The sequence below is a fragment of the Neptunitalea chrysea genome, assembly GCF_027924145.1.
Taxonomy (GTDB): Bacteria; Bacteroidota; Bacteroidia; order Flavobacteriales; family Flavobacteriaceae; genus Neptunitalea; species Neptunitalea chrysea.
The window spans coordinates 172800-190661 of record NZ_BRVP01000001.1; the positions used below are offsets into that span (position 1 = coordinate 172800).

12 protein-coding genes and 1 riboswitch are annotated in these 17862 nt (G+C 36.5%); all 12 genes read left to right on the top strand.

What is annotated here, in order from left to right; all coding sequences use genetic code 11:
- Positions 1-9: 9 nt before the first annotated feature.
- The 12 genes from NBRC110019_RS00735 to NBRC110019_RS00790 all read left to right on the top strand — a co-directional run bounded on the left by NBRC110019_RS00735 (position 10) and on the right by NBRC110019_RS00790 (position 17861).
- Positions 10-1284 (top strand): O-acetylhomoserine aminocarboxypropyltransferase/cysteine synthase family protein, encoded by a 1275-nt coding sequence (locus tag NBRC110019_RS00735; RefSeq protein ID WP_281751313.1) that lies wholly within the window; start codon positions 10-12, stop codon positions 1282-1284.
- 11 nt (positions 1285-1295) lie between these two features.
- The gene (thrA, locus tag NBRC110019_RS00740; protein ID WP_373876986.1) at positions 1296-4697 is read left to right on the top strand and encodes a bifunctional aspartate kinase/homoserine dehydrogenase I; all 3402 of its coding nucleotides are present in this window, start codon (positions 1296-1298) and stop codon (positions 4695-4697) included.
- A gap of 23 nt (positions 4698-4720) precedes the next feature.
- The gene (locus NBRC110019_RS00745; protein WP_281751314.1) at positions 4721-5893 is read left to right on the top strand and encodes a trans-sulfuration enzyme family protein; all 1173 of its coding nucleotides are present in this window, start codon (positions 4721-4723) and stop codon (positions 5891-5893) included.
- Positions 5894-5991: 98 nt separating this feature from the next.
- On the top strand, positions 5992-6615 hold the full coding sequence (locus NBRC110019_RS00750) for a phosphoadenosine phosphosulfate reductase domain-containing protein (protein ID WP_281751316.1): 624 nt from the start codon (positions 5992-5994) through the stop codon (positions 6613-6615).
- A 94-nt stretch (positions 6616-6709) separates the two neighbouring features.
- Positions 6710-8806: a ferredoxin-like domain-containing protein gene (locus NBRC110019_RS00755; protein WP_281751318.1), complete on the top strand. Its 2097-nt coding sequence runs from the start codon at positions 6710-6712 to the stop codon at positions 8804-8806.
- Positions 8790-9569: a uroporphyrinogen-III C-methyltransferase gene (gene cobA, locus NBRC110019_RS00760; protein WP_281751321.1), complete on the top strand. Its 780-nt coding sequence runs from the start codon at positions 8790-8792 to the stop codon at positions 9567-9569. The genes NBRC110019_RS00755 and cobA overlap by 17 nt, the downstream gene beginning before the upstream one ends.
- Before the next feature lie 19 nt (positions 9570-9588).
- The gene (locus NBRC110019_RS00765; RefSeq protein WP_281751323.1) at positions 9589-10164 is read left to right on the top strand and encodes a precorrin-2 dehydrogenase/sirohydrochlorin ferrochelatase family protein; all 576 of its coding nucleotides are present in this window, start codon (positions 9589-9591) and stop codon (positions 10162-10164) included.
- A 46-nt stretch (positions 10165-10210) separates the two neighbouring features.
- Positions 10211-11263 (top strand): NAD(P)/FAD-dependent oxidoreductase, encoded by a 1053-nt coding sequence (locus tag NBRC110019_RS00770; RefSeq protein WP_281751325.1) that lies wholly within the window; start codon positions 10211-10213, stop codon positions 11261-11263.
- Between the two features lie 92 nt (positions 11264-11355).
- A riboswitch (SAM riboswitch) is annotated at positions 11356-11460 on the top strand.
- A gap of 117 nt (positions 11461-11577) precedes the next feature.
- A complete protein-coding gene (locus tag NBRC110019_RS00775; protein WP_281751327.1) occupies positions 11578-12582 on the top strand; it encodes a homocysteine S-methyltransferase family protein in 1005 nt (334 codons plus the stop codon).
- Positions 12582-15674, top strand: coding sequence for a vitamin B12 dependent-methionine synthase activation domain-containing protein (locus tag NBRC110019_RS00780; RefSeq protein WP_281751329.1), 3093 nt, complete (start codon positions 12582-12584; stop codon positions 15672-15674). Before NBRC110019_RS00775 ends, NBRC110019_RS00780 begins: the two co-directional genes overlap by 1 nt.
- A gap of 33 nt (positions 15675-15707) precedes the next feature.
- Positions 15708-16664: a methylenetetrahydrofolate reductase [NAD(P)H] gene (gene metF / locus NBRC110019_RS00785; RefSeq protein ID WP_281751331.1), complete on the top strand. Its 957-nt coding sequence runs from the start codon at positions 15708-15710 to the stop codon at positions 16662-16664.
- A gap of 108 nt (positions 16665-16772) precedes the next feature.
- Positions 16773-17861, top strand: coding sequence for an acyloxyacyl hydrolase (locus tag NBRC110019_RS00790; RefSeq protein ID WP_281751333.1), 1089 nt, complete (start codon positions 16773-16775; stop codon positions 17859-17861).
- Position 17862 lies beyond the last annotated feature (1 nt).

Genomic DNA, 17862 nt, shown 5'->3' on the forward strand with positions numbered 1-17862 from the left:
TAAAGAAAAATGAGCGCATTAAAATTTTCAACCAACGCCCTACATGCAGGGCATCAGGTAACCGACCATGCAGGTGCTAGAGCAGTACCTATTTACCAAACCACTTCGTATGTATTTAATGATACCGAGCATGCGGCTAATGTATTTGGTTTGGCTGAACCAGGATTCATCTATACCCGATTAAACAATCCTACAAATGATGTTTTAGAGCAACGTTTGGCAGCTCTTGAAGGAGGTGTTGGTGCGGTAGTTACTGCATCGGGGACGGCTGCAATTACTACTACATTATTAACTTTGCTAAAAGCAGGAGATCATATTGTGGCATCTACCAGTTTATATGGTGGTACGTATAATCTTTTAAATGTTACTTTGCCAAGATTAGGGATTACCACCACCTTTGTAGATCCTGATAATCCTGAAAATTTTGAAAAGGAAGTACAGGAGAATACCCGTGCTTTTTTTGCAGAAAGTTTAGGAAATCCGAAACTGGATGTGTTAGATCTTGAAGCTATATCTTCTATAGCAAAGGCTGCTGGAGTACCTTTTATTGTGGATAATACAGTGGCTACACCTTATCTCTTAAAGCCTATTGAATATGGTGCCGATATTGTAATTCATTCGTTGACTAAATATATTGGGGGGAATGGCACTTCTTTAGGCGGTGTTATTATTGATGGTGGTAATTTTAAATGGGATAACGGTAAGTTTCCGGAGTTTACAGAACCCTCTCCAGGCTATCACGGTCTTAAATTGTATGAAGCAGTAGGGAATCTTGCATTTATTGTAAAAATTAGAGTTGAGGGTTTACGTGATTTAGGAGCAGCTTTAAGTCCGTTTAATGCATTCCAAATAATACAAGGGTTAGAGACCTTGCCTTTGCGTATTAAAAAACATAGTGAGAATGCTTTGGAGTTGGCACAATGGTTAGAAGATCAGCCACAAGTGGCTTGGGTAAATTATCCGGGATTAGTCTCATCTAAATATCATAGCCTAAGTGGAAAGTATTTGTCTGAAGGACAAAGCGGTATTGTAACCTTTGGTTTAGAAGGGGGCTATGATGCAGCTAAAAAAGTAGCAGATGAAACAACATTATTTTCGTTATTAGCGAATATTGGAGATACCAAATCTCTTATTATACATCCTGCGAGTACTACGCATCAACAGTTGACAGATGAACAACAGGTAACAACCGGAGTAACTAAAGACTTAATTAGATTGTCGGTAGGGTTAGAAGATATTACAGACCTTAAAGCCGAATTGGAAACTATTTTTAAAACGATATAATATTATATATAGTGTCAAATACATTGCATACCATCCAGCTTGCATCTTTTGTAACTGAAGGGGGGAACTTTTTTAATGACCTTCCTTTAAGTTACCAACATTTTGGTCAGCCTATTGGTGCTGCACCCGTGGTATTGGTAAACCATGCTTTAACTGGAGACTCTAATGTTTCGGGGCCTAATGGTTGGTGGAGTTCACTTATTGGAGAAGGGAAAAGTATAGATACCGATACGTATACCGTACTTAGCTTTAATATTCCCGGAAATGGATACGACGGTTTTGTAATAGAAGATTATAAGGCTTTTATAGCTAGAGATGTAGCTCGTGTTTTCTTAGCAGGATTAGAACAATTAAAGGTAACACATTTATATGCTTTAATTGGAGGTTCTTTAGGAGGAGGTATTGCCTGGGAAATGAGTTGTATTCAAACAGATATTTCAGATCATTTGATAACCATAGCAACTGATTGGAAGGCCACCGACTGGCTTATTGCAAATTGCCAGATTCAGGAACAAATATTACAGAATTCTAATAATCCGGTGCACGATGCGCGTATGCATGCTATGTTATGTTACAGAACTCCGGAGTCGTTTAAGGCAAAGTTTCAGCGAAGCACCAATGCAGAGTTAAAGATATTTAATGTAGAGAGCTGGTTATTGCATCATGGAGCTAAGTTGCAAGAACGTTTTCAATTGTCTGCTTATAGATTAATGAATCAGCTTTTAAAAACAATTGATGTAACTAGAGATAGAGAAAATATAACAGCCGTATTTAACAGTATTAAAGCAGCGATACATATTGTAGGGGTAGATTCTGATTTGTTTTTTTCGGCTGAAGAAAATAGGGATACCTACCGTAAGCTGGCACAAACCAAGAGCAATGTTACCTATGGCGAAATTAAATCGGTACATGGACACGACGCTTTTTTAATAGAATTTGAACAACTAGAAAAATTGATCAGTAAGGTGTTTCCGTCACCTAAATATAAAAGAATGAAAGTAGTAAAATTTGGAGGGAAGTCATTGGCAAATGGCGAGGGATTAGCGAATACATTAGAAATTATTAATGAGCGTGTAGCTGCTAAAGAGCGTATTGCAGTTGTGGTGTCTGCAAGAGGTAAGGCAACAGATCAGTTAGAGCGTATGCTGTATAGAGCTGCTCTTGGTAAAAATATAGAGGAAGATTTTGAAAAGTTTAAACAATATCAGCTACTAGTTACAGATGTAGATATTAATGAAGAACTTGCTACTTTACATAAGATATTTGAAGGGGTTACGCTACTAAGAGATTACAGCGAAAAAGTAAAAGATCAGGTATTGTCTCAAGGAGAAATTATTGCTGGGAAAACCATAGCTAAATTGTTAAATGATAAAGGGGTTGCTGCTAATTTTGCAGATAGCAGAACATTGCTGGTGACCGATAATACCTTTGGGAATGCACAACCTAATCATTCTTTATCTAAAGAAAAGGTAGTAGCATACTTTAACGAGCACAGAGATGCGGTACAAATTGTAACCGGATTTATTGGGGCTACTAAAGAAGGAGAAACCACTACATTGGGTAGAAACGGAAGTAATTACACCGCTTCTTTATTAGCCAATTATTTAGATGCTGAGGAGTTACAAAATTATACGCATGTAAATGGTATTTACACTGCCAACCCCGATTTAGTAGCTGATGCCGAAATAATAAAAGAACTTTCGTATGAAGAGGCCAATGAATTGGCCAATTTTGGGGCAAACATATTACATGCAAAAACCATTATACCGTTAATAGAAAAGAACATTCCGTTGCGTATTTTAAATACGTTTGATACGGAAAATCAAGGTACAACAATTCACTCTAATGCGCCGTCACAAGGAATCAGATCGGTGTCTACTTTTCAAAATGTTGCTTTAATTAACTTAGAAGGTAGAGGGCTACTTGGAAAAGCGGGTGTAGATGCACGTATTTTTAAAGCACTTGGGGCTAAACAAATTAGTGTAAGTATCATTTCGCAGGGTTCTTCAGAACGTGGAATAGGGTTGGTAGTGGATTCTAAAGATGCCTTTGAGGCTAAAAAAGCATTAGAGCTTGAGTTTGAAAATGACTTCTATACCAACGATGTAAGTGAAGTGTATGTAAATACCGATGTATCTGTTATTTCTATTGTGGGACAAGAGTTAGCTACTTTTAATAAACCCTATGATGCCTTAATTAAAAACCAGATTGTTCCGTTGTTACTTAATAATACAGTAACTGGTAAGAATGTTAGTTTGGTAGTGAAACGTTCACAGGTAACCAAAGCAATTAATATAATTCATGGGGAAATATTCGGTATTTCTAAAAAAGTAAATTTAGTACTATTTGGTCATGGTACGGTTGGTGGTACCTTGATAGATCAGGTGTTAAATGCACGTGAGAGTATTTTAGAGCGTAAAGGGTTAGCCGTGAATATTGTGGCTATTCTAAATTCTAAAAAAATACTATTTAGTGCTAACGGAGTAACAGGAGACTGGAAAACTCAACTAGCGGAAAGTACGATTGCTAATAATGGTTTACAAGGATTGTTTGAATTGATAGATAATTCGCATTTAGGAAACCTGATTGCAGTAGATTCTACTGCTAATAAAGACTTTGTTGCTAATTATATTCCTTTAGTAGAAAACGGATTTGATTTAGTGTCTGCTAATAAGATAGCTAATACGATTTCATTAGATTTTTATAAAGAGCTGCGTGATGTATTAAACAAATACCAGAAGAAGTATTTATACGAAACAAATGTAGGTGCCGGATTGCCTTTGATTGATACCATTAGTTTATTGCATAATTCAGGTGAAAATATTACGCGTATTAATGGGGTGTTTAGTGGTACATTAAGTTATTTGTTCAATACGTTTTCTGAAAGTGATGCGCCATTCAGTGAGGTGTTACAAACGGCTATTGATAGTGGCTATACAGAACCAGACCCAAGAGACGATTTAAGTGGGGTAGATGTGGGTAGAAAATTGCTGATTTTAGCTAGAGAGTTAGACTTGGCAAATGAGTTTGAAGATGTAAAGATTCAGAATTTAATACCTGAAAATTTACAAGATACTACGGTATCAGAGTTTTTAGGAAGGCTAGCAGAGTTGAATCCGGTATTTGAAGCAATTAAAAAGAACCAGAAGCCTGGACATGTATTGCGTTATGTTGGCGATTTACATGGAGACTTATTTAAGGATGATGGAGCAAAGCTAGATGTAAAATTGGTGTCGGTGCCTAAAGAAAGTGCTTTAGGACAAGTTAAAGGATCCGATTCTATTTTTGAAATATATACGGAGTCTTATGGAGAGCACCCTATTGTAATTCAGGGGGCAGGTGCAGGAGCAGCAGTAACGGCAAGGGGTGTCTTTGGTGATATTTTAAGATTAGCTGAAAAAAATATTCACTAATTTAGAAGCATTAAACAGTAGTCATGAGTGATAGAAGTTATAAGTTTGAAACAGAAGCTGTTAGAACGCAGTTAGAGAGAAGTCAATTTTCAGAACATAGTACACCGTTATATTTAACATCAAGTTTTGTGTTTGATGATGCTGAAGATATGCGTGCTTCATTTGCAGAAGAGAAAAGTAAAAACTTATATAGTAGGTTTAGCAACCCAAATACAAGCGAGTTTGTAGAGAAAATATGTAAGATGGAAGGTGCTGAGGCAGGTTATGCCTTCGCTACCGGTATGGCGGCTGTGTATAATACCTTGGCGGCCTTATTAAGTGCGGGAGATCATATAGTTTCTGCAAGTAGTGTATTTGGGTCTACCCATTCATTATTTAAAAAGTATTTGCCAAAGTGGAATATAGAAACTTCATATTTTAAGGTGAACGAACCAGAAACTATAGAAAGTTTTATTCAGCCAAATACAAAAATTTTATATGCTGAAACCCCTACCAATCCGGCAATAGATATTCTAGATTTAGAATTGTTGGGTAACATCGCTAAAAAGCATGATCTTATTTTGGTGATAGATAATTGTTTTGCAACTCCTTACATTCAAAACCCAATTAAATACGGTGCAGACTTAGTAGTACACTCAGCTACTAAGTTAATTGATGGCCAAGGTAGAGTATTAGGGGGAGTAGCTGTTGGGAGAGCCGATTTAATTAGAGAAATTTATTTGTTTAGTCGTAATACAGGGCCAGCAATGTCCCCGTTTAATGCGTGGGTATTGTCAAAGAGCTTAGAGACTTTATCGGTACGAATTGAAAAGCATTGTGAAAATGCGTTAAAGGTAGCACAGTTTTTAGAAGGACACCCTGCAGTTTCTTCGGTTAAGTACCCATTTTTGCCATCGCATCCACAGTATAAAACGGCTATGAAGCAAATGAAATTAGGGGGTAATATTGTGGCTTTTGAAATTAAAGGAGGTATTGAAACAGGTAGGGCGTTTTTAAATAAAATTAAGATGTGTTCGCTATCTGCAAACCTCGGAGATACCCGTACAATTGTAACCCATCCTGCTTCTACAACGCATAGCAAACTTTCTGAAGATGAGCGTTTAGCGGTAAGTATTACAGATGGTTTAGTAAGAACTTCTATAGGCTTGGAACATGTAGATGATATAATCTATGATATAAATCAGGCTTTATCCTAAAAAAATAAGTTAAAATCGCATACATTAAAATTAATTTATGTAGGTTTGTATAGTAATCTACTAGTCCTATAGATTACTATACAAAAAGAAAAAGAAGTATGAAAGTAGCAGAAGACATTTTACATTACAATGAGATTCTTAAAAGGAAAACTCCAAACGAAATAGTGGAGTGGGTTTTAAGTTTTGCACAACGACCTGTTATTACTAGTAATTTTGGGCCGTATTCGTCATCGTTATTACATTTAGTATCAGATGTAATTAGCAATATTCCTGTAATTTGGTGTGATACCGGTTTTAATACCGATGCTACCTATATGCACATAGAAAAAACCATTAAGCAGTTAAGGTTAAATGTAAAGAAATATGAGCCTGCACTGTCTAAGTCATTTATAAGTTATTACTACGGAGTTCCTGAGCCTGAGAATGAGAAACATAAATTGTTTACAGAAATAGTAAAGTTAGAGCCTTTTAGAAGAGCTATGAATGAGCATAAGCCTGATGTTTGGTTTTCAAATATCAGACAGTCTCAAACTCCTCATAGAGCTTCTTTAGATATTTTAAGTTTTACTAATGATGGCGTGCTAAAGGTGAGTCCGTTCTTTTATTATAATAATAAGGAAATCTATGAGTACATTCAGGAACATCAATTAACAAATGAGTTTAATTATTTTGACCCTACCAAGGTGTATTCCAACAGAGAGTGTGGTATTCATTTAAGATAAAAATCTAATTATATAGTGTAGAAAATAGAACAGATAGGAAACGTCTGTTTTATTTTTAATTATAAAATAATTTAATCTATAGGTTTAGTAGAATATGAGAAGTTTTAGAACAGAAATAGAAAATCCGGTAGTTGAAAAAGACATTATAGAATTAGAAAAGAAAATACGTCTTTTTAAAGAAGGGAAGGTAGATGAAGAACGATTCAGAAGTTTGCGTTTGGCTAGAGGTGTATATGGACAACGTCAACAGGGAGTTCAAATGGTACGTATTAAATTGCCGTATGGTAAGGTGACAGGAGATCAGTTGTTGCGTATTGCAGATGTATCTGATGAATACTCTACGGGTAGATTGCATATTACTACACGTCAAGATATCCAAATTCATTATGTAAGTTTAGATAGAACCCCTGAGTTATGGGCAGAACTAGAGAAAAGTGATGTAACCTTGAGAGAGGCTTGTGGGAATACGGTTAGAAATGTTACAGCAAGTGAGATTGCAGGAATAGATACAGACGAACCTTTTGATGTATCACCTTATGCGCATGCTGTTTTTCAGTTCTTTTTAAGAAATCCGGTGTGTCAGGAAATGGGACGAAAGTTTAAAATGGCGTTCTCGTCTTCTGACAAAGATTCTGCTTTGTCGTTTATTCATGATTTAGGGTTTATTCCGAAGCTGAAAGATGGAGAAAGAGGATTTAAGGTGTTGTTAGGGGGCGGACTAGGTTCGCAACCTAATCATGCTGAATTGGTACATGATTTTTTACCTTCTGAAAAATTAATACCGTTTATAGAGAGTGTATTGCGTGTTTTTGATAGACACGGAGAACGTGCTAAACGTTTAAAAGCCCGAATGAAGTTTTTGGTGCAAGGGATAGGATTAGAAGCTTTTCTGCAATTGGTAGAAGAGCAGCAATTAGCATTATCGTATCAAACATATTCGATACATACAGATGATTTTGAAAAGGATTATGGGGTATTGAATAAGATTACCGTTCCGGAAGTAAGCATAGACGATGAAGCAGGGTATAAGGCTTGGTTACAAACGAATGTGTTACCGCAAAAACAAGATGGGTTTTATGCGATTGGTATTAAGGTAAAACTAGGCGATTTCTATACCGATAAAGCCAGAAAGTTAGCTGAATTAGTTAAAAAATATGCTAGTAATGAACTTCGTTTATCACTACGCCAAAACATTTTAATACGCGATGTAAAAGAGGAGTTATTGCCTTTTTTCTACAGCCAATTAGCCGAGCTTGGGTTTACCAGCTTAGGGTATAATTCTACAGTAGATATAACCGCTTGTCCGGGAACTGATACCTGTAATTTAGGAATTGCCAGTAGTACAGGAATTGCCGATGTATTAGGTGATGTGTTGGTGAATGAATATCCTGAGTATTTAAATAATAAAGACATAACTATAAAGATTAGTGGTTGTATGAATGCCTGTGGGCAACACAATATGGCGCAGATTGGTTTTCAGGGAATGTCTATTCGTCAAGGAAAATTAGTAGCACCGGCTTTACAAGTATTACTGGGTGGAGGTGTATTAGGAGATGGCTCCGGTAGATTTTCAGATAAAGTAATCAAAATTCCTTCTAAAAGAGGACCGCAAGCTTTGAGGGTTCTGTTAGATGATTTTAAAGCAAATGCAAAAGATGAATCTTTTCTAAATTATTATAATAAACAAGGTAAGAAATACTTTTACGATTTTCTGAAACCTTTATCGGAAACCGACAATTTGGTAGCGGATGACTTTGTAGACTGGGGGCATTCGAAGGCATATGTACAAGAAGTGGGTATAGGGGAGTGTGCTGGCGTTGTAGTAGACCTAATAGCTACGCTGTTATTTGAAGTAGAAGAAAAATTAGAAAATGCCAAAAATGCTTTAGAAAGCAATGCCTATGCCGATAGTATTTACCATTCCTATACAGTGATTGTAAATGCAGCTAAAGCATTGTTGCTTGCTGAGAACGTAAAAACAAATACTCAGGCAGGTATAATAAAACAATTTGAAGAATTGTTTGGAGATCAAATAACGTTGGAAGTTCCGTTTTCGAAGTTTGTATATCAGATAAATAAAAATGAACCTACTGAAAGTTTTGCTAAGAAATATGTTGCCGATGCAACTTTATTTTATAAAAAGGTAGATGCTTTTAGAAAAAAACAGATAGAACATGAAGTTGGCAAGTAACCCAAAATTAACCGTAGTAGGTGCCGGCCCTGGTGATGCAGATTTAATAACCTTAAAGGCTGTAAAGGCATTGCAAAATGCAGCTGTTATATTGTATGATGCCTTAGTGAACAAAGAATTATTGGAGTATGCAGAAGGAGCAGAACAGATATATGTAGGGAAACGTAAAGGGTGTTATGCATATCAGCAAGAGCAAATAAATCAGTTAATTGTACACCGTGCTTTAACTAAAGGTCATGTAGTACGTTTAAAAGGAGGCGATCCGTTTATTTTTGGTCGCGGGGCAGAGGAGATGGAATATGCTGCAGGGTATGGTGTAGAGGTAGCAATGGTGCCGGGTATTTCTTCTTCGTTAGCAGTGCCTGCTTATCAAAATATTCCGTTAACCAAACGTGGTAGTGCAGAGAGTTTTTGGGTAATTACAGGAACTACCAAATCACATAATATTTCTAATGATGTAGCTCTTGCGGCTAAATCTACAGCAACAGTAGTGATTTTAATGGGTATGAGTAAGCTGTCTAAAATAATGGAACTATTCAAAGAAGAAGGGAAACAAGATTTACCTGTAGCGATTATTCAAAATGGTACTACCGAAGATGAAAAAATAGGGGTAGGAACTGTTAATACAATTGAACAAGTGGTTGCAGAAAACGATTTAAGCAATCCTGCTATTATTGTGTTGGGAGAAGTTGTAAATCATAGATATAGGTTACATACTATATGTGTGCAAGCAGCAAATAATAGTTTAAAGGTGGCTGTTTAAAATGGGAAATAAGAAAGCTATGGAAAAGAACGAATTATATCCCATTTTTTTAAAGGTACATGTATTACATGTAACCATTGTAGGAGGCGGATGGGTTGGACTAGAAAAGGTAGGTTTTCTTTTAAAGTCTAGCCCAAACGCAAACGTGAAAATGGTAGCCTTGGAATTTTCAGAGCGTGTGAAAGAACTGGTCGAAGAGCATAATGTGCAATTAGTACAAAAGGCGTATGAGAAGACAGATCTTCAAGGAAGTCAGTTGGTTATAGCGGCTACAAATGATGAGCAGGTAAATATTAGCGTGTATAATGATGCAAAAGAGAAAAACATTTTAGTAAATGTGGCTGATAATCCTCCGTACTGCGATTTTTATATGGGCGGTATTGTAACCAAAGGGAATGTGAAAATAGCCATTTCTACTAACGGGAAGTCACCTACCACCGCCAAACGTTTGCGCCAATTTTTTGAAGAGGTATTGCCTGATGATATTAATAAACTGGTAGAAAATTTAAATAGCTACCGGAAAAGTTTGAAAGCCGATTTTGAATCGAAAGTAGAGCATCTGAATACCTTAACAGAATCATTGATAAAGAAATAAATAAAAGACGGTTACCACCAATGGCCGTAGATACATATTAGTAAGTATGATAAAGACAGATATTTTAATTATTGGAGCAGGACCAACAGGACTATTTACGGTGTTTGAAGCTGGATTATTAAAATTAAAATGCCATTTAATTGATGCCTTACCACAGCCGGGAGGTCAGTTGGCTGAATTATATCCAAAAAAACCTATTTATGATATTCCGGGGTTTCCAGAAGTATTAGCGGGAGATTTAGTAGATAACCTCTTAGAACAAGGAAAGCAGTTTAAACCAGGGTTTACCCTTGGGGAACGGGCAGATAGTATACAAAAATTAGAAGACGGTACTTTTATTGTAACCACCAATAAAGGAACCAAACACCATGCACCTGTAGTGGCCATTGCAGGAGGGCTAGGAAGTTTTGAACCGAGAAAACCAATACTTGAGCATCTCGATTTTTATGAAGAGAATGGAGTAGAATACTTCGTGAAAAATCCGGAACAATATAGAGATAAAAGAGTGGTAATTGCTGGAGGAGGTGATTCTGCATTGGACTGGAGTATTTATTTAGCAGATATTGCCAGTGAAGTAACCTTGGTACATAGAAGAAATGAATTTAGAGGCGCCTTAGATTCTGTAGAAAAAGTACAAGAACTAAAGCACTTAGGAAAAATAAGTTTAATTACACCTGCAGAGGTAACCGGTTTAAGAGGTACAGATACGCTAGAGGCATTAGTAATTAATGTAGATGGAGAAGAACAATTAGTGGAAACCGATTATTTCATTCCATTATTTGGATTGTCTCCTAAATTGGGACCTATTGGTGAATGGGGATTAGAAATTGAAAAAAATGCTATTAAGGTAGATAATGCCTTAGATTATCAAACTAATATTCCGGGGCTATTTGCTATAGGTGATGTGAATACCTATGAAGGTAAACTAAAGCTTATTTTATGTGGTTTCCACGAGGCAACTTTAATGTGTCAAACCGCTTATAAAATTATTAACCCCGGTAAAAAATACATGCTTAAGTATACTACAGTAAGTGGTGTAAATGGTTTTGACGGAACCAAGAAGCAAGCGCCGAAACCGGTGGTACAGGCAATAGTTTAAGTAGTTACATACATATATTTTAATTAATAAGCGTTCATAATTTGTTTTTATGAACGCTTTGCCGTTTCTTTGCGGTGTTCTTTAATAGTATGTTGTTATCACGAAAGGCAGAGGGACTAGACCCGTTGAAGCCTTGGCAACCCTACACTTGTAGAAGGTGCTACATTCTACCGTATTTATGTACGGACAGATAACTCGGAGTAAACCAACCTTTCACGATAACATCTTATACCAGTTTCAGACACCATTTTTAAGACGGTATGCCTTTTAAGGTATACTAAAATAGTTAGATGATTTAATTGATATAGTATAAAATGAGCAGGATTGAAGAGGCGTTACAGAAACGTATTTTAGTATTAGATGGAGCCATGGGAACCATGCTGCAACGCTTTAAATTTGAAGAAGAAGATTTTAGAGGAGAACGATTTAAAGATTTTGCGCATCCTCTAAAGGGAAATAATGACTTGCTTTCTATTACACAACCCGAAGCAGTAAAGTCGGTTCATAAAGAGTATTTTGAGGCAGGTGCAGATATTGTAGAAACCAATACATTTTCTGGTACTACCATTGGTATGGCAGATTACCATATGGAAGATTTGGTCTATGAGTTAAACTATCAATCGGCTAAAATAGCTAAAGAAGTTGCTGATGAGATATCTGCTAAAGAGCCAGAGAAACCTCGTTTTGTAGCAGGTTCAATTGGTCCTACTAACAGAACCGCCAGTATGAGTCCAGATGTAAATGATCCAGGATATAGAGCGGTAACTTTTGATGGGTTAAAAACGGCCTACAAGCAACAAGTTGAGGCTTTAATAGATGGTGGAGTAGATTTATTATTGGTAGAAACCATTTTTGATACCCTAAATGCAAAAGCAGCTTTGTTTGCTATAGAAGAGGTAAAGGAGGAAAGAGCCGTAACTACTCCAGTCATGGTGTCAGGTACCATTACAGATGCTTCTGGTAGAACGTTATCAGGGCAAACTGTAGAAGCTTTTTTAATTTCAATATCGCATATTCCTATTTTAAGTGTTGGATTTAACTGTGCTTTGGGAGCAGATCAATTACAACCTTATTTAAAGAGATTAGCTCAGAATACAGAAGCAGCCGTTTCTGCGCATCCTAATGCTGGGTTACCAAATGCCTTTGGCGAATATGACCAGACACCAGCGCAAATGCAAGAGTTGATACGCTCTTATATGGATGAGCATTTAGTGAATATTATTGGGGGATGTTGTGGTACCACACCAGACCATATTAAGCTAATTGCTGAATTGGCGACTGAGTATAAACCAAGAACTTTTGCAGAAGTATCGAAATAATGAAGATAGAAGAAACAAAATATCTAAAACTATCAGGCTTAGAACCTTTAGTGGTAACCCCTGAGAGTAATTTTATAAATGTAGGAGAACGTACGAACGTAACGGGGTCTCGTAAGTTTTTACGATTAATAAAAGAAGAGCAGTACGATGAAGCACTGGATATTGCCAGGAATCAGGTAGAGGGTGGTGCTCAGATTATTGATATAAACATGGACGAAGGAATGTTAGATGGCGTATATGCCATGACAAAATTCCTAAATCTGATTGCTGCAGAACCAGATATTGCCAGAGTGCCTGTAATGATTGATAGCTCTAAATGGGAGATTATTGAAGCTGGATTAAAAGTAGTACAAGGAAAAGGGGTGGTAAACTCCATTTCGCTTAAAGAAGGGGAAGCTTTGTTTATAGACCATGCCAAAAAAATTAAGCGTTACGGGGCTGCTGTTATTGTAATGGCGTTTGATGAGGTTGGTCAGGCAGATACATATGAGCGTAGAATAGAGATTTGTAAAAGATCGTACGATATATTGGTGGATAAAGTAAAGTTTGCTCCACAGGATATCATTTTTGATCCGAATATATTTCCGGTGGCCACAGGGATGGAAGAGCATCGTAAAAATGCACTTGATTTCTTTAGAGCTACCCAATGGATTAGAGAAAATTTACCACATGCGCATGTTTCAGGTGGGGTGAGTAATGTATCGTTTTCTTTTAGAGGTAATAATACGGTACGGGAAGCCATGCATGCAGCATTTCTATATCATGCCATTCAGCATGGAATGACCATGGGAATTGTGAATCCAGAAATGATCGAGGTATATGATCAGGTTGATAAGGAACTTTTGACCTATGTAGAAGATGTACTGCTAGACAGAAAAGACGATGCTACTGAACGACTTTTGGAATATGCTGAAAGTATTAAAGGTGATGGTAAGGTAATTGCCAAACAAGCGCAAGAATGGCGTAGTGGTTCTATTCAGGAACGAATTATACATGCATTGGTAAAAGGATTAGATGAGTTTATTGAAGTTGATGTAGAAGAAGCCAGACAAGAAGTTGCTAAACCTATTATGGTGATTGAGCAACATTTAATGAATGGTATGAATGTAGTAGGCGATTTGTTTGGTAGTGGAAAAATGTTCTTACCACAGGTGGTAAAGTCGGCCAGAGTAATGAAAAAAGCAGTGGCTTATCTTTTACCATTTATAGAGGAAGAAAAACGCCCTCCGGTCCCCAAAGGGGGAGTAAAACCTACTTCATTTTGGGAAACTGCGGATCCTCTGAATTATGGTCTATTAAAGGAGTTTGTTAAGGGATTAAGATATCAAGAGCCAACAGAAGCAGAAACAATTCTATGGGAATACTTAGAGAATAAACAACTTGAAGGATATAATTTTAGAAGACAACATATTATAGGAAACTATATTGCGGATTTTGTTTGCTTGAAAGAAAATTTAATTATTGAAGTTGATGGTTTAATTCATCAGTTACCTGAAAATAAAATAAGTGATGAAGAAAGAATAAAATGGTTAAATTCTCAGGGATATCATGTTCTTCGATTTACTAATGAAGAAGTAATAGGTGCTATTGATACAGTTTTACAAAGAATTTTGCGCGGTCTACAAGCTCCCCTGTCTGGGGCGAGGGGGGCTGGTAAAGTATTAATGGCTACCGTAAAAGGAGATGTACATGATATTGGTAAAAATATTGTATCGGTGGTATTGGCCTGTAACAATTTTGAGATAATTGATTTAGGGGTTATGGTACCACCTGAAAAAATTATAGAAACCGCACAGCGTGAGCAGGTGGATATTATTGGGTTAAGTGGACTAATAACGCCGTCTTTAGATGAGATGGTGTATCTAGCTAAGGAATTAGAACGTTTAAATATTAGCATTCCGGTAATGATTGGTGGCGCCACTACTAGTAGAGCACATACGGCTGTGAAAATAGCTCCTGAATATAAGGATGCTATTGTACACGTAAACGATGCATCAAGAGCCGTAACTGTAGCAAGTAGTTTATTGCAACCTGATACCAAAGCAGGATATACTAAAAATATACGAGAAGAATACGATAAACTAAGAGAAGGCTATTTAAATAGAAGTAGAGAAAAGAATTTCTTAAGTATTTCAGATGCCAGAAAAAATAAGTTTCCGATAGATTGGGATGCTTATGTACCTTTAAAGCCTAATTTTATTGGGGTAAAGCAAATAAAAGTATCCTTATCAGAACTAGTACCTTATTTTGACTGGACACCATTTTTCCAATCTTGGGAGTTACATGGAAAGTTTCCTGAAATCTTAGAAGATAAAATAGTAGGAGAACAAGCTACCTCATTATATGCCGATGCTCAGAGTTTATTAAAGCAAATTATAACAAAGAAATGGTTTACTGCAAAAGGCATAGTAGGTATATTTCCTGCTAATCAGGTAAACGATGACGACATCTTGGTAAAGGATGAAAACGGTGAAGAGCTTGCTACGTTTTTAACGTTACGGCAACAATCGCAAAAAACGAAAGGGGCTCCAAACATTGCCTTAGCAGATTTTGTGATTCCGGAGGATAAAGGAGTTACTGATTATGTTGGTTGTTTTTGCGTAACTGCTGGTTTTGGAGTAGATGAAAAGGCAAAAAGTTATGAAGAAGCTTTAGATGACTATAACAGCATTTTAGTAAAGGCATTAGGAGATCGTTTTGCGGAGGCCTTTGCGGAGTATTTGCACGAACGTGTACGTAAAGAAATTTGGGGATACGATGCTCGCGAAGAATTAACCAATTACGATTTAATTAAAGAAAAGTATGCAGGAATTAGACCTGCACCAGGGTATCCTGCTTGTCCGGATCACTTAGAGAAACCAACTATTTGGAAACTTCTACAGGTAGAGGAGCAAATAGGGGTAACGCTTACCGAGAGTATGGCTATGTGGCCTGCAGCTTCGGTATCAGGTTATTATTTTGCGAACCCTAGTAGCAGGTATTTTGGTTTAGGCAAAATAAAACAAGATCAGGTAGCAGATTATGCTAAAAGAAGAGGTGTTTCTTTAGAAACGGCACAAAAATGGTTGGCACCTAACATAGCCGATTCATAGTAATAATTATAGTTAACCGCACAAAATACGGTAATGAAAGTAACAGAACATATAGCGAAGGCAAGCGGGAAAACATTATTTTCTTTTGAAATTATTCCGCCACAGAAAGGAAGTAGTATTGAAGAATTATATGAGAATATAGATCCGTTAATGGAGTTTAAGCCTCCTTTTATTGATGTAACCACTTCACGAGAAGAGTATATTTATATTGAGCGCGAAAAAGGGTTGGTAGATAGAAAAATTACCAGAATGCGTCCGGGTACTGTGGGTATTTGCGCTTCTATTAAACATAAGTACAATGTAGATACCGTACCGCATGTATTGTGTGGAGGGTTTACCAAAGAAGAAACAGAGTACCTATTAGTAGATTGTCATTATTTGGGAATTGAAAATGTAATGGCGCTAAGAGGAGATGCCATGAAGGAGCAAAAATATTTTGAACCCACAAAGGGAGGTAATGCTTTTGCATCGGAATTGGTAGCACAGATAAGCAATCTAAACAAAGGAAAGTATTTACACGATGTTATTGAAACCAATAACTGTTCTGATTTTTGTATTGGGGTAGCTGGTTATCCTGAAAAGCATATGGAAGCTCCATCTCTAAATTACGATTTAAAATGGTTAAAAGCAAAGGTAGATGCCGGAGCCGATTATGTGGTAACCCAAATGTTTTTTGATAATCAGAAGTTTTTTGAGTTTGTAAACAAAGCACGAGAAATGGGGATTAATGTACCTATTATTCCGGGTATAAAACCGATGGCCACCAAGCGTCATTTACAATTATTACCACAGGTGTTTAAAATAGATTTACCTGAAGATTTAATTGATGCAGTAACTGATTGTAAAAATAATGCAGAGGTAAGACAAGTAGGGATTGAATGGACTATTCAGCAATCTAAAGAATTAATGGATTTTGGAGTGCCTGTACTGCATTATTATTCGATGGGTAAATCGGATAACATAAAGGCCATTGCAGAAGCCATTTTTTAATAACCGATTAATTTACAATATGATAAAAGCCACCACCTTGGTGGCTTTTTTGTATGATTTTTTTAGTGCGATTTCAGAATTTATTTATTTTTGGACGGATTTAAATACATGAAGCAAATTCTCCCGATATTCTTATTCGTTTTTGGAATGGTGTTTTCTCAAGAAAATACCGGAAGCTATAGTATTGATGCTTCATATTTCTATGGGAATATTCCTAGACATAGTACTAGTATATCACATTTGATCACTGGTCATCCAGAGGGTGTCGCTTTAAGTTTTAGTGCTAAAACATTTGGGGCAGAAGAATGGGAACAACGGTTTAATTATCCTGATTATGGAATAACTCTTATCTATACCGATTTAAAAAATGAATATTTAGGAGATAATACTTCTGTATATGGTCATTATAGTTTTTACTTTTTAAAAAGAAACTTAATGTTACGATTAGGCGAAGGATTGGCCTATTGTAGTAATCCGTATGATAAGGAAACTAATTACCGAAACTCCGCCTTTGGATCTACCTTCGTAACTTCAACTTTTTTACAGATTAATTATAAGAAAGAGAAGTTAATAGATAACCTTGGGTTAGAAGCAGGTTTGTTCATGATTCATTATTCTAATGGTAATTTTAAAGCACCAAATACGAGTGTAAACGTATTAACTTTCAATGTTGGAGTAACCTATAGCATTGCCGGAACAGAACAAGAATATATAAAAACCGTTAGCGATAATAAGTTTACAGAACCTATAAAACTAAATATGGTTTTTAGATCGGGTGTTAACATGAGTGATATTATAGGTAGTGGGCAGTATCCATTTTACGTAGGTTCTGTGTATGCAGATAAGCGCTTAAGTAAATTAAGTGCGGTACAGTTAGGAACCGATGTTTTTTTCTCTAAGTTTTTAGAAGAGTATATAAAATATAAGAGTATTGCTTATCCTGATGAAGGTATTAAAGGAGATGAAGATTACAAGAGAGCAGGTGTTTTGGTGGGGCATGAATTGTTTATGAATAGATTGTCGTTACTAACCCAAATAGGTTTTTATGTGTATAATCCGATTGATTATGAAAGCGGAATGTATCAAAGGGTCGGATTAAATTATCATATCAATAAAACGGTTTTTGCAGGGCTTACCCTAAAAACACATGCGGCACAAGCAGAAGCTGTGGAGTTTGCTTTAGGAGTTCGATTATAAC

Bases quoted from the DNA above. Each gene is read 5' to 3' on its own strand.
- NBRC110019_RS00750 (WP_281751316.1), top strand. From the start codon at position 5,992: ATGAAAGTAGCAGAAGACATTTTACATTACAATGAGATTCTTAAAAGG.
- NBRC110019_RS00770 (WP_281751325.1), top strand. From the start codon at position 10,211: ATGATAAAGACAGATATTTTAATTATTGGAGCAGGACCAACAGGACTA.
- NBRC110019_RS00765 (WP_281751323.1), top strand. From the start codon at position 9,589: ATGGAAAAGAACGAATTATATCCCATTTTTTTAAAGGTACATGTATTA.
- NBRC110019_RS00775 (WP_281751327.1), top strand. From the start codon at position 11,578: ATGAGCAGGATTGAAGAGGCGTTACAGAAACGTATTTTAGTATTAGAT.
- NBRC110019_RS00790 (WP_281751333.1), top strand. From the start codon at position 16,773: ATGAAGCAAATTCTCCCGATATTCTTATTCGTTTTTGGAATGGTGTTT.
- NBRC110019_RS00735 (WP_281751313.1), top strand. From the start codon at position 10: ATGAGCGCATTAAAATTTTCAACCAACGCCCTACATGCAGGGCATCAG.
- NBRC110019_RS00755 (WP_281751318.1), top strand. From the start codon at position 6,710: ATGAGAAGTTTTAGAACAGAAATAGAAAATCCGGTAGTTGAAAAAGAC.
- NBRC110019_RS00745 (WP_281751314.1), top strand. From the start codon at position 4,721: ATGAGTGATAGAAGTTATAAGTTTGAAACAGAAGCTGTTAGAACGCAG.
- cobA (WP_281751321.1), top strand. From the start codon at position 8,790: ATGAAGTTGGCAAGTAACCCAAAATTAACCGTAGTAGGTGCCGGCCCT.
- NBRC110019_RS00780 (WP_281751329.1), top strand. From the start codon at position 12,582: ATGAAGATAGAAGAAACAAAATATCTAAAACTATCAGGCTTAGAACCT.
- metF (WP_281751331.1), top strand. From the start codon at position 15,708: ATGAAAGTAACAGAACATATAGCGAAGGCAAGCGGGAAAACATTATTT.